The organism is Pelatocladus sp. BLCC-F211, assembly GCF_041928655.1.
In the GTDB taxonomy this organism is placed as follows: Bacteria; Cyanobacteriota; Cyanobacteriia; order Cyanobacteriales; family Nostocaceae; genus Pelatocladus.
The window spans coordinates 73,654-86,501 of sequence record NZ_JBHFLM010000030.1 but is presented as its reverse complement, the minus strand read 5'-3'; the positions used below and the strand labels follow the sequence as shown (position 1 = coordinate 86,501).

Annotated in this window: 10 protein-coding genes; 4 read left to right on the top strand and 6 right to left on the bottom strand. The window is 41.4% G+C overall.

Going from position 1 to position 12,848, the window contains the following annotated elements:
• The 3 genes from ACE1AT_RS03080 to ACE1AT_RS03070 all read left to right on the top strand — a co-directional run.
• On the top strand, positions 1–365 hold a 365-nt coding region (locus ACE1AT_RS03080; protein ID WP_374865844.1), incomplete at its 5' end, for a zinc ribbon domain-containing protein.
• 57 nt (positions 366–422) lie between these two features.
• Positions 423–1,178, top strand: coding sequence for an alpha/beta fold hydrolase (locus ACE1AT_RS03075; protein ID WP_374865843.1), 756 nt, complete (start codon positions 423–425; stop codon positions 1,176–1,178).
• Positions 1,179–1,291: 113 nt separating this feature from the next.
• Entirely contained in the window at positions 1,292–1,897 is a 606-nt protein-coding gene (locus ACE1AT_RS03070) for a DnaJ domain-containing protein (RefSeq protein WP_374865842.1), read from the top strand.
• Positions 1,898–1,937: 40 nt separating this feature from the next.
• Here ACE1AT_RS03070 and ACE1AT_RS03065 read toward each other — a convergent pair whose 3' ends face one another.
• Both ACE1AT_RS03065 and ACE1AT_RS03060 read right to left on the bottom strand, forming a co-directional pair.
• A complete protein-coding gene (locus ACE1AT_RS03065; protein WP_374865841.1) occupies positions 1,938–6,179 on the bottom strand; it encodes a hypothetical protein in 4,242 nt (1,413 codons plus the stop codon).
• Positions 6,180–6,487: 308 nt separating this feature from the next.
• Positions 6,488–6,736 carry a Ycf34 family protein gene (locus ACE1AT_RS03060; RefSeq protein ID WP_374865840.1) on the bottom strand — a complete coding sequence of 83 codons (249 nt, stop codon included), beginning with the start codon at positions 6,734–6,736 and terminating at the stop codon, positions 6,488–6,490.
• A gap of 476 nt (positions 6,737–7,212) precedes the next feature.
• On the opposite strand from ACE1AT_RS03060, the gene ACE1AT_RS03055 reads away from it, so the two are divergent.
• Positions 7,213–8,463, top strand: a complete 1,251-nt coding sequence (locus ACE1AT_RS03055; protein WP_374865839.1) for a CCA tRNA nucleotidyltransferase — start codon at positions 7,213–7,215, stop codon at positions 8,461–8,463.
• A 50-nt stretch (positions 8,464–8,513) separates the two neighbouring features.
• Here ACE1AT_RS03055 and ACE1AT_RS03050 read toward each other — a convergent pair whose 3' ends face one another.
• From ACE1AT_RS03050 to psbB, 4 genes are all read right to left on the bottom strand, one after another.
• The gene (locus ACE1AT_RS03050) at positions 8,514–9,242 is read right to left on the bottom strand and encodes an HAD family hydrolase (protein WP_374865838.1); all 729 of its coding nucleotides are present in this window, start codon (positions 9,240–9,242) and stop codon (positions 8,514–8,516) included.
• A 146-nt stretch (positions 9,243–9,388) separates the two neighbouring features.
• Positions 9,389–10,411, bottom strand: coding sequence for a 30S ribosomal protein S1 (locus ACE1AT_RS03045; protein WP_374865847.1), 1,023 nt, complete (start codon positions 10,409–10,411; stop codon positions 9,389–9,391).
• 305 nt (positions 10,412–10,716) lie between these two features.
• Positions 10,717–10,821, bottom strand: a complete 105-nt coding sequence (locus ACE1AT_RS03040) for a photosystem II reaction center protein T (RefSeq protein ID WP_009459487.1) — start codon at positions 10,819–10,821, stop codon at positions 10,717–10,719.
• Between the two features lie 209 nt (positions 10,822–11,030).
• Positions 11,031–12,560, bottom strand: a complete 1,530-nt coding sequence (gene psbB / locus ACE1AT_RS03035; RefSeq protein ID WP_374865837.1) for a photosystem II chlorophyll-binding protein CP47 — start codon at positions 12,558–12,560, stop codon at positions 11,031–11,033.
• Positions 12,561–12,848 lie beyond the last annotated feature (288 nt).

Below are 12,848 nucleotides of genomic sequence, written 5' to 3'. Positions count from 1 at the left end.
TGGTTAAAAACCGCAAACTAGCAAGAGCAATCAGTTTGCAAGGATGGCGAGAATTCCGGGTATTGTGTGAGGTAAAGTGCGAAAAACTTAATCGGGAATTCAGGGTTATTAATCGATGGGAACCCACCAGTCAGACTTGTTTTTGTTGTGGGTATCGATGGGGTAAAGTGGATCTCTGTGTCCGTTCAGTGATTTGTTTAAGCTGCGGCATTGAACACGACAGAGATGAAAACGCTTCTAAAAACATAGAAATGGTCGGCATGGGGCATCGGCACGACCTTAAACGGACGGGGAGCGACTGTAAGACTACAACGGTAGCGCGTTGCTGTGATCCGTCAAGAATCACCGACCTAGAAGGTCGGTGAGTATGTCAATAATAAATCAAAAGTTATAACTCCTAATCTCACGCCTAATAGGTATGTATGTCTGATTTATTTGATGTTCTTTGGTTAAATGTTAGCCCAAGTTTGAAGGGTTTAGACAAACCATTACTTCAATACTTATCTAAGCATATTTCGGTGGCGCGATGGGAATATTTGCAAACCAAAGATGAAGCTTGTTCCCTAGATACAGCAGTGACGCTGCTGTATGATTTTTTAAAATCGCACGATCGCCCAGTGCATTTGGCAGGTCATGGTATGAGTGGTGCGATCGCTTTATTATTTGCTCGTCAATACCCACAAAAAGTGCGATCGCTAGCATTGTTGGCTGTAGCATCTCAAAGCGCAAATACTTGGCAAGCCCACTATTACCAGCAACGCCTTTTCTTTCCTCTCAGCCGTGAGCAAATTTTAGTTAACAGCGTTCGGACTCTATTTGGGAATCAATCTCCCGCAAATACCAAAAAGCTACTGACTGCGCTCACTAGAGATTTAGACGAATCCCCCACACCCCATTCTCTATTTCGATTGGTTCACTTACCCAAAGGTGGGGTTTCCATGCCGATATTTGTATGTGGTAGCAAAAATGATTCAGTTGTCACTCCACCAGACTTACAAGACTGGCAAAACTTTTTGAAGCCAGAAGATACCCTTTGGGAATGTGCTAAAGGGTATCATTTCTTTCACTACTTCTATCCTCAACAGGTAGGAAAGCAAATGTTGAGTTTTTGGCAACGCTTCACTCAGAACCCAGAACTCATTCCAAATTCCAAACTCAGTTTGTCTTGTGAAGGATGACAAGCCCTTAAAAGCCCCGATCCCCAAAAATGGCAATTTGGTCTTTATGATTGGGTAGTTTAAGCATTAAGCTATATGCTGATAGCTGATATTAATGCTTCTTGTAGATCACGATGGATCTTGGAGATTGCTACCGTTTGTTGGGTTTAAGGTCGGGTGCTTCCTTTGCTGACATTAAAGCGTCTTATCGACGCCTAGCGCAGCAATATCATCCCGATATCAATCCAGATGACAACAAAGCCAAAGATAAGTTTATTGCCTTAACTGAGGCATACAGATTGCTATTACAGGTGGTAGCCCCACAGGAAATAGCCCCACAGCCACCTCAGACAGTAACTGTAACTCACCCAAAACCTACCGTTACAGAAACGTCAACAACACTCAAAACTAAGCCGACGACACAACCGCCTCAAATGTCGGAAGTCGAACAGCAATTGAAGTGGCAGACTTATGAACAATTGCAAATATTTTTGAAAGAAAGAAGGTTCCCCCAGGCGATCGCACTAGCGGAAGCTCTAGCAGCACGTTTACCACAAGACCCAGAAGTACGTCAATGGCAAGCGATCGCCTATCAAGTTTGGGGACGGGTACTGATCAAACAAAACCAGTTACCCAAAGCCAAAATTTATCTGAAAAAAGCTTTAAAAACAGATCCCCACAATAAAGCTTTGTGGGATGAGGTACAGCGTGACTTTCAAAAATTAGAGCAAATTTTTTGAATCTACATAAACTTGATTTTTGAAAGTCAATAGCTTCTTTTTAATTCACTACTCCTACAACAAAATTTACTGTGTAGGGTTCCTCTAATGATTGTTGAGTACTATTCTTGATGGCATTAAGATGACGACGTAGAGATTGTAATTGTGAAGGATTGGGACGATAGGTGAGACTACCTTGCTTTTCAAACAAAGGTGCGTTAGCGATCGCCTTATAATCAAAATTTTCTCTGGAAGCAAGAGTCAACCAGGAAAAGTCAACTTGATTGGGGAGCAAACCAGGAGGTAGTTCACCTTCTAAGAAAGCTAATAGGCGTTGCTGACAACTACGGGTGTTAATACCACGCGCCTCAAATAATTGAATTACTTCATTAAAAGATAAGGCTCGATCTGGGATGAGTCGCAACAATTCTGTAAATAGAAAATAATCAGTGTACTGTTGTCTGGGTACTTCTAATACTTGGGGATGCAAGGGTAGCATAGCTAAACCGTAGGCTACACGACTACAACTAGGAGTACCATTTTCATTCAAATACAAATCCTGAATGATCTTTGCACTGGGGAGTTTTTGCCGTAACCAACGAGAAACTGCGGCTAAACTGGATGTACCACCAGTCAGGATCGCTTGATTGATTGCTTCTGTCGGTATGCCTTTTGCTACCAATAACTTGTTGAGTTCACGGTTAAGACGCCGTACAAATGGAACAAATACTTGGCTTTCTAAATCCCGTCTTTGCAAGACCCAACACTGATCAGCTAATTCTAAAGTAAAAGATTCTTGGTGTTGCAAAATTAACTTGAGGGCTACTGCTGCATCCAGAATTGCTTTACCCAACACAGAACTTTCTAAGCGTTGCTGTAAGTTAATGCGATCGCTCGTGTCTGGTTCTCCTGGTCGTGGTAATTTTAATTCTTCTAACCCCAAACTTGCAAAGCTCATCTGCTCGATACCAACAATTGTTGGTTGCCATTGTAAAGGACTGCTGGTAATTGTAGTATTATTCCCTTCCTGGGAAGAATTACGTAGTTTGCGCCATTTAGGTGGTAGTAGTAACTGGCAAATAATATCTTGCTCAATTCCCTTACCAGCATAAGCAAAATTGTGGAGCATAAAATCGCTGTGAGTTAATTCTTCCAGACTTTCTGGTAAATCGACGAGCGCCATTTCGGTTGCGGCTGCACCGATATTAATCACAAGGGTGTTACCCTCAAAGGGATGCTCACTGGTTTTGACAGAATGAGAATGTTGGCTATTGCCAAATTGAATAATTTCACCACTAGCACCATCAAGTTCTGAAATTAAACTAGCGATCGCTTCTTCGACAAAATATACTTGTTGGGGATGCTGAATAATTTTGCTCAACAGCAAAGCTTCGCGGATATTAAAGCGATATTGTTCTGACCAGTGGGATGGACAGGTACAGATGACGCCAGCAAGATTGTTGATGGCGCTGTGGAAAATTTGTTGGTCTAAACCAACTCCCGCCGCAGTTAAACCTAAAGTGGTGCTACTACGGTCTGCTCTTAATGTCAAGAGTAATTTGGAGAGCGATCGTACAACCCAAACCAGAGGAACTGTCACAACTTCATTAAATTGTAATATTGGCTCCCATTTTTGCTGTTCATTTTTGTAAGGAAGTGCTATTTGCAAATAAGGTTTGAGTTGTGCTGAAAAAAGATTTGAAGTTGTAGTATTTTGTTCTTGTGTAGATGGTAAATAAACTTCTGCTGGTAAACGGAATGTTCGTGTTTTCGATGCTGCTTGTTGTTGATTTTCTGTTGACCAATAGAGAGGATAAACTTCAGTTGTAGAGCGATTGAATAAAGTTGCAGAAATTCCTGTTGTCCCTAAATCGATTCCCAAATACCAAATGTAGTCTCCGATGTTGGCTCTAATTTCTGTATCGTCTCCTATTCCAGAATCTGAAGGCAAAAACAGTTCTAAAGAATCGGTTGTGGCTTCCTTGGTTTCAGTTTCAGCTAATTGCTCGTTATGAGAAGTATTTGGTAATATAACCTGGGCAGAGTTGGGATTTTCTGGATCAGTAGTAGGCGACTTAAATTGAGTATTATTCTGTTCACCAAACTTAGCCAAATCTTCATCTAATTGCAGCAATTGCTCTGCATCCAATGCAATTTCTGGTATAGCTAAATTCTGTTTTTCTACTTCTAATAACAAATTTTCTTTGGCGGAAGCGGGGACATATTGTTCTGAAGAGTCATTGATGCGATCGACACTTATTTCTTCTATTTGATTTGGGGTTGATGTTGTGTCAATTATAGGTTCTTCAACAGACTCTTCTTTTAAAACTTGGCGCTCAATATCTGTATCGGTGGAAAATAATAAGTTATTTAAGCTTGTAATTGTCTCAGCAGCAGTTGGTTTTTCAACAGATAAAGAGGAAGTTTCCTTACCTTCTACCGTATATGTGATTTTTTCCCATAATTCTAATAATTGTCTGCGGATATTTTCAGTAGTAGCATTTGTGTCTTCTATCTGGACATTGCTAATTTCTAAAAGACCTGCATCTGGCTCATCAAACCAAGGATCAGATGCAGAAACAGGGGACTCTGCTAGTTGTAATTCATTTACAGGTGTAGAGGAAGAATCTATGGTAATCCCATTAGAAAAGGAAGCAGCATCATCTACAGGTAATTCTTCTGTGGAATCTGCAAATTCAAACATTACTTCTTGTAGAATTAATTCTAATTCTTCTTGATTTGAGATTATTTCTTCATGTACAGATAATTCTTCATTCTGTTCTGCTGCTTCAAAAAGGATGTCTTGGAGAGTCAAATCTTCTTCCTGAAGAACAGTTGCGACCTCATCATCAATCAGTAAATTTGTGGAATCTGCAACTTCAAAAAAGACATCTTGGAAAATTAAATCTGCTTCTTCTTGAGCAGTATTGGTGTTGTCATCAATAATTAATTCTGTAGGGTTTGCAACTTCAAAAAAATTATCTTGGAAAATTAATCCTGCGTCTTCTTGATTAATATTTTCTACCTCATCAACAAATAATGATGCTGTTAAGTCTGTAGCTCTTAATTCTGACTGTTCTTGACTAGTTGCTGTCTCTGCTACAAGTGAATTATCTGTTGGATCTATGATTGCAAAATTGGTAGACTGGTCAGAAAATTCAGGATTAGTTGTGATGAAATTATCACTTCCAAATAAACTAGCGTAAAGTTGCTCTACCTCGTCACGAATTGAGACAGAACTATCTTGCTGTAATTCATCAATGATGGAATCATTAGCAGTATCTGGAGAGTTTGGCTTATCTTGAGTTTGGGCAATAACGCTATCAGTTTTTGCGGCTTGATCATCATTTTCTGATTCGTCTATTTTGTTGCTGGATTGTAGAGTTTTCGAGTGGGTGGGTTGTATTTCATTCTTAATATCAATCGTAAATGGTTCTTTAGAAGCAGGTTGTAGTTGTGTCTGCTGTGCCAAACTATTAATTAAATTGCCAAATAATTGTTCTCCTTGCAAACCTTGGCTATACATTCTTGCCAGAGCTTGAGAAAGAGACTCATGATATGCATGAATATTACGTTGTAAAGCTTCAAAAACTACATTAACAGTTCCATCGAGTGCAAGTAACTTTTGATCTAATTCGCTAGCAAGACGTGTTAATCGCTCCAACTGCTCCTGTGGCTCTAACAAAGGTGAAGCAGCAAAAGCAAGTTGTTGTGTATTGTCTTTATTAGTGGTGATAGAAGAACCAGCAGCATTAAGGGCGAGTGGAGTTTCTTGTGTTGGTTTGATGATATTTGTGGGAATTTTTGGTTGTAGATTCCCCCCTAAGCGATTAGTCAGCACTTGCAAAAAATCTGCTATTAGTTGTTCTTGGTTTGCTAACTGCTGGGCTAGAGAAAAGTTTTGTAGTCGCCTTTGCTCTAACTCTTTGATTTCCTGGACAAGATTTGCTCGTTCTTGCAAAAGTGTTTGTAATTCTGCTTGCAATGGTGCTAATAGTGAAGATAGTGGATTAGACTCAGTACCTTCATCTTGGCTAGATTGATTTGGCTGTGGATCAACGGAATAATTACTTTGATGAATAAATTTTGTTAATAAAGGTGACGACTGCGGTTTTGGCTGTTGCTGGTATGGAGTGCTGTTTACCTCCGCTTCTGCACAGCTAACCAGAAAGTTACGCATCCTTTCTAATACCTGTCTTGGTTGCTCCTTCTCACTGGCAAGAAATCGGGAAAAGCGCTTGTTGGAAAGTAAACTGTCAATGTCTGCTATTAGTGTTTGGATCTCGGTTGTGCGGGAAGTCACGTTTATTCACCTTAAAAATAGAACTGTACCTCACCTCTGGTGGTGCGCTAATTATTTTGTTATAACTACTGCCACTATGTTACGCATCCGGTGAGTATTTAGAGATATTACGCAAGCCGCACTAACTTAATGCTGGACTTAAAAATATAATTTTGCACTAACCAACTCTTGCCTTGCATAGCGTGAGCCTGAGTTTTGCTAGTAAAGTTTGGTTACTTAAAGGGGAAAGGGAAAAGGGAAAAAGCACTTTCCTAAATTACTTTTCCCTTTCCCCTTTTTTATTTTCAAATTATAGATACTATAACTGATCAAGTTGGTACTAACTCGCCAGGACGCAACTTCGACCACTTACCCTGTTCTCGTTTAAAACTGAGACATCCTACCACATCCCATTCCATTTCAATCACCTCGCCTCTGGGACGGATGTTGACGTTGATAGATGGTTCATTTGGCTCAAAATCTGGTGTTTCAGTCAAATGGGGCTGTTGGTGCTGGCTTTCTACCGCGTGGTATGTGATACAGCGGTCTACATAATGGCAATTGACGCAAACGCACATAATACAACCTACTCCAGAGCCTTTTTGAACTCTCCACGCCTTGAAAAACGTGGATTCTGTTGGCGTTAACCTTCTCGAAAAGTACTGACATTGCTATATGGGATAAATTCACATTTCGCAATGTTTGTTTTGCCTTTTCGAGCTTTGAGTGGTTCAAACACTCTTACCCGCCTCGGCTTAAAAGCTGTACGGCTACTTTGCTCTAGCAACACGTTTGTTTTTTTGGAGTTTTTCATCCTGTGTGCTAGATTAATCCAATGCTAGCGCATAGGTGTCGGATTTCATCCCCTCACTTTTAAGGTAGTCCCAACGAAAAAATTCCACTACCAAGCATAAAAATAGGACTCCTCCTACACCCTTACACCCACTTTCAAGTTAGGGTAAAAAAACTATTTTTATCCTCTTGTATAACCTTGATAGTTAATCTAGCTTAAGCTAAAGCGTAATTCATTAGCTTCTGGGTTTATTTTTATTACATGACAATAAATAGTTCTGCACTTTTAACCTTAGCTCCCGAAAATTGGCCTTTTAGCATAGAATTTTTACCGCAACCAGCTTATATGGTGGGTGGTGCTGTCAGAGATGCTATTTTGGGAAGAACTCGCGAATATTTAGATTTAGATTTTGTTTTACCAATAAATGCTGTGACAATAGCTCACAAAATTGCCAAGCATTATAAAGCTGGTTTTGTGTTACTCGATCCAGAAAGACAAATTGCTCGTGTTGTATTTCCTCATGCTACTGCTGACTTTGCCCAACAAGAAGGAATGAGCCTGGAAGTTGATTTACATAGGCGAGATTTTACAGTGAATGCGATCGCCTACAACCCCCACACCCAAGAAATTATTGATCCTTTACAAGGTTGTGCAGATATAAAAAAGCATTTGTTAAAAATGGTATCACCAAGCAACCTGGAAGATGATCCCCTACGCTTACTACGGGCTTATCGTCAAGCTTCCCAACTTAGCTTCACTATAGAATCAGAAACACAAGCAACTATTCGCGCTTTCGCATCCCAAATCACGAGAGTCGCCGCCGAACGAGTCCGGGTAGAATTGAGCTATATGTTGCCAAGTTCTCAGGGTAGTGCTTGGTTAATTAGGGCTGGGGAAGATGGTTTACTTACGCCTTTTTTCAAAAATACTCAACAGGAAAACTTTCAGAAACTATCGACGGTTGACGCAGCAGCGACTCAACTCACCCATTTTTGGCCACAACTAGGTGAAGAACTACAAAATTTTGTGCGTGATACCGTGAAAACTACCTGGCTGGGTATTGCTAAACTTGCTTGTTTAGTTAATCCAAACCCAGAAATAGCAGAAATAGAACTGCAAGAACTTACTTACAGTCGCGCCGAAATTAAAGCCGTTACCACCGCCCTGAAACTGTTCCCACAGTTACGAGATCCGACGATGTCTTTGCGAGAACAGTATTTTTTCTTTCAGGAAGCGGGGTCTGTATTTATATCTACAGCAGTCTTATCCGTAGTAAACGGTCAGTTAGTGGAAGCGATCGCACCTTTGATTAATCGCTATCTTAACCCTAATGATCTGGTGGCTCATCCCACTCCGTTAGTGAGTGGGAAGGACATTATGCTAGCACTAAACATTCCGCCTTCGCCACTCGTAGGTAAATTACTCACAGAAATAGCGATCGCTCAAATTGAAGGTAAAATTTATACAGCAACAGAAGCAATAGAATTGGCAGCACAATTAGTTAATAGTTAGTTCCATTTCAACAACAATTTCGCTATCTTCTACTTCACCCCGCGAATAAATCATAAAATTTGAATCTCATCAAGTTGATTAATTACTACATCCGCACCTGGGACATTTTCTGGTTGATTAATCCAAGTGATACCAATACAACCCGCTGCTTGAGCGTTACGCGCCATTTGCATATCACCCGCCGAATCTCCCACCATCAGTGTAGAACTGGGTTCTACTCCCAATTCTGCACAAGCTTGAAAAAATAAAACTGGATCTGGTTTACTTGGCCCTTCATCTACTCCCATTTCTAGCTGGATATAATTACTTAATTGATGAGTTTCTACAAATTCTTGGACTTCAGCAGTTGTTGCAGCTGAGAGAATACCAAGTTTTAATCCTGCTTCTGATAAGTTTTTCAGAATTTCTAAACTACCAACAAATAAAGGTGAGGGAGTTTCACCAACGTATTTTTCTGCGTCTGCTAAGGCTTGGCGTGCGATTTTTAATGATTCAAACCACCCACGTCCAGTTTCGGCGATATATGCGGCGGTGGCTATTTCTGTTTCTCGACGACTTGCTACTGATACCAACCCTGCTGGATCAAGAACATCACCATTGACGCCAAACGCCATTAACAATGGTTCCCCGATTCCAGGAATTTGTGCGTCTACGATTCTTGCTGCTTTTTGAGCGAGCGATCGCAAAAATACTTCTGAGTCTTCAAGAGTGCCATTTTTATCAAATAAAATAGCTTGGATATTGGAAAATATCACATCTCTACACTTAATTGTTACCAAGAGACTCCTCCTTATTGTTGTTTGTTATTGCTTGTTTGGAATAAGAAACTACTAACCAATACAAAAAAAGAGGGAATATTAATCCCTCCTTATCGGTAAAATTTTATCTTTATAAATAGTTGCCAATAACTGCAACGATAAATAAACTACTCTTCAATAGCTACTGGTATTTCTTCTTCAACTGCTTCAGTTGCAGATGGTATTTCTTCTTCAGCTACAGCTACAACAGTTTCGCTTGCTTCAGCAGGCGCAGCAGCATTACCTTGTTGTTTAGCTAATAATTGTTCACGATATTTAGCAGCCATTTCTTCTGCTTTATCGTAAACTAAATCGCGATTCTTAATCATATCACCTGGTTCGGGTTCCAGTTGCTTTGTAGACAAGGATATCCGGCCCCGTTCTGCATCCAAGTCGATGATCATCACTTTCACTTCATCATTGACATTGAACACACTGTGAGGTGTATCAATATGTTCGTGGGAGATTTCAGAAATATGCAATAGGCCGCTGACGCCACCAATATCAATAAAGGCACCATAAGGCTTAATACCGCGTACAGTACCGATTACTACCTCACCGACTTCGAGGCGGTTCATCTTACGCTCAACCAAAGCTCGACGATGAGATAGAACCAAGCGGTTACGTTCTTCGTCTACCTCTAGAAACTTCAGTGGTAATTCTTCACCGACTAAATCTTCTTTTGGTTTGCGAGTGCTGATGTGAGAACCAGGAATAAATCCCCGTAGTCCTTCGATTCTAACTAAAGCTCCACCTCGGTTAGTAGCAAATACACCAGAACGAACAGTAGCATCTTCTGCTTGTAACTGCCGTACTCGCTCCCAGGCTCGCATATACTCTATACGACGAATAGAAAGAGTTAATTGCCCTTCCTCATTTTCATCACTAAGTATATAAAATTCCCGTGTTTCGTTTGATTGTAAAACTTCCTCCGGGCTGTCTACCCGGTTAATAGACATTTCTTGTATCGGTATGTATGCCGCGGTTTTAGCACCTATGTCAATCAGAGCGCCACGTGGCTCTATACTGAAAACCGTACCGGGTACAATATCACCAGGGCTAAAATGATAATCGTATTTGTCCAGTAAAGCAGCGAATTCTTCGTGAGTAAACCCAATCTCGGTAATAGCAGTTGTTTTCTGATTGACCATGCTGATTGTTTCCTGGTTGTTTGTCTCCGTAATGGTTTTGCCACAAGCGCGATGTATGTGCAAGCGTGACACAGGATGTCTACACCTACATCCCTAAATCATCCTAGCGCACAAAAGCTGACTTCGCGCACATTAGTTCACAGATAGTAAATTATATCAAAAATTCAGTCTTTTTTATTATAAGGAGTTTCAATCCTTTTATCCTTTTAACCCTAGCTTTTGCAATAAATAGCCGCAGTCACTGAATATGTAAACTGCGGCTATTTATTTCTAAGGAACAATATCAAAATTTTGGCAACACAAAATTAATCTTCTTTCTTCTCAATGCGAGGAGGTTCGCGGAATGCGATCGCAAAGAAAAGAGTTCCAATTGCCAAAGTCAAAATTAAGATATATGCCACGCTTTCCATATCACAAGCCCCTGCATATCTGAAATTTTGACATTCTCACTAGGCATTATGCCTAAATGAGATTCTTGCTTCACTGGGAGTCAATTGACTTTACCCTCTGCAAGCAGCCACCATGTGTCTCACGGCAGTAACTTTATTATACCAAGTTCAGGGATTAGGTATTGGGCATTAGGAAATAACCTTGTCCCTAATCCCTAATCTCTTAAGCTTTAGACAGCTTCCTTCTTACGAGTGGACAAGTCACCCACTTTCGCAAATACACCAAACTCGACCTGTTCTTCCAAGTCTGGGTCAACACCAGCAAACACGTCTCGGTAAATTGTCCGAGAACCATGCCAGATGTGACCAAAGAAGAACAACAACGCAAAGCAGGCGTGTCCAAAGGTAAACCAACCTCTAGGACTGGTGCGGAATACACCATCAGAGTTTAAAGTTTCCCTATCGAAGTCAAATACTTCACCGCCTTGAGCTTTACGCGCCCACTTTTTCACTTCTGCGGGGTCTGTAAAGCTTTGACCATTTAAGTTACCACCATAGAAGGCAACTTTCACACCACTTTGCTCAAAGCTGTTTTGAGATTCTGCTCGACGGAAAGGAATGTCAGCACGGACAATACCATCTTTGTCGGTCAGGATTACAGGGAAGGTTTCAAAGAAGTTGGGCAAACGACGTACTTCTAATTCCCGTCCTTCGGCATCTGTGAATACAGGATGACCAACCCAAGATTGGGCTATGCCATCACCTTTCACCATAGGACCTGTACGGAATAGACCGCCCTTGGCGGGGCTATTGCCGACATAATCGTAGAATGCCAATTTTTCCGGAATTTGTGACCACGCTTCTGAAGGAGTCTCGCCAGAAGCAAGACTTGTCTGTACGCGACGCTGAATTTCTTGCTTAAAGTAGCTTTGATCCCACTGATAGCGGGTAGGGCCAAACAGTTCGATTGGAGTGGTGGCGCTACCGTACCACATAGTACCAGCAACGACAAAAGCAGCAAAAAATACAGCAGCAATACTGCTAGAAAGTACGGTTTCAATGTTACCCATCCGTAGGGCTTTGTAGAGCCTTTCGGGTGGTCTTACTGTCAGGTGGAATAAACCAGCAATAATGCCGACAACGCCAGCAGCGATGTGGTGAGCTACGACACCACCAGGGTTAAATGGGTTAAAGCCATCTGGCCCCCACTCTGGTGCGACTGGTGCTATGTGACCAGTTAAGCCGTAGGCGTCAGACACCCACATTCCCGGTCCCCAAAGTCCAGTGAGGTGGAAAGCACCAAAACCAAAACAGAGAAGACCAGATAAGAACAAGTGAATGCCAAACATTTTTGGCAAATCAAGAGCAGGTTCACCAGTGCGGGGGTCTTGGAATAGTTCCAAGTCCCAAAAAACCCAGTGCCAAACAGCAGCTAGGAATAATAGACCAGATAGAACAATATGAGCGGCCGCTACACCTTCAAATGACCAAAAACCAGGGTCGTAGTTGGTTGCGCCAGTAACGTTCCAACCACCCCAAGAGCCTACAACACCCAAGCGTGCCATGAAGGGCAGCACAAACATACCTTGACGCCACATGGGGTTGAGAACTGGGTCACTGGGATCATAGATAGCCAGTTCGTATAAAGCCATTGAACCAGCCCAGCCGGCCACCAAGGCTGTGTGCATCAAGTGTACAGAAATCAGTCGTCCTGGATCATTCAGAACGACTGTGTGTACTCGGTACCAAGGTAGTCCCATCGACTACGCTCCTCCTCGATGAGTTTGTTTACAAAACAATTTTTCTGTGTTTTTTTATTGCCAGAGCTTGAATTTTCCACAGCTTGGTCTTAAAAGTCAGACAGCGTGGCTACTTAAGCGACAGACAAGACTTTCAAGGTGTTTTACCCCAAGGTCGCGATCGCTAAGTAAAAATGAGAATGTTTAAAAAAGTGTAACTATATGATGGAGCTGTTTGCAAGGGTATCAAGGCACTTAAGCTTAGTTACTAGTCGGTAGATAGTGGTTAGTAGTAGGCTGTTGTCTTTT

What these genes read in the sequence shown, in the direction of transcription:
- psbB (WP_374865837.1), bottom strand. Translation starts at nt 12,560, where the DNA reads ATGGGACTACCTTGGTACCGAGTACACACAGTCGTTCTGAATGATCCA.
- ACE1AT_RS03070 (WP_374865842.1), top strand. Translation starts at nt 1,292, where the DNA reads ATGGATCTTGGAGATTGCTACCGTTTGTTGGGTTTAAGGTCGGGTGCT.
- ACE1AT_RS03060 (WP_374865840.1), bottom strand. Translation starts at nt 6,736, where the DNA reads ATGTGCGTTTGCGTCAATTGCCATTATGTAGACCGCTGTATCACATAC.
- ACE1AT_RS03040 (WP_009459487.1), bottom strand. Translation starts at nt 10,821, where the DNA reads ATGGAAAGCGTGGCATATATCTTAATTTTGACTTTGGCAATTGGAACT.
- ACE1AT_RS03075 (WP_374865843.1), top strand. Translation starts at nt 423, where the DNA reads ATGTCTGATTTATTTGATGTTCTTTGGTTAAATGTTAGCCCAAGTTTG.
- ACE1AT_RS03045 (WP_374865847.1), bottom strand. Translation starts at nt 10,411, where the DNA reads ATGGTCAATCAGAAAACAACTGCTATTACCGAGATTGGGTTTACTCAC.
- ACE1AT_RS03055 (WP_374865839.1), top strand. Translation starts at nt 7,213, where the DNA reads ATGACAATAAATAGTTCTGCACTTTTAACCTTAGCTCCCGAAAATTGG.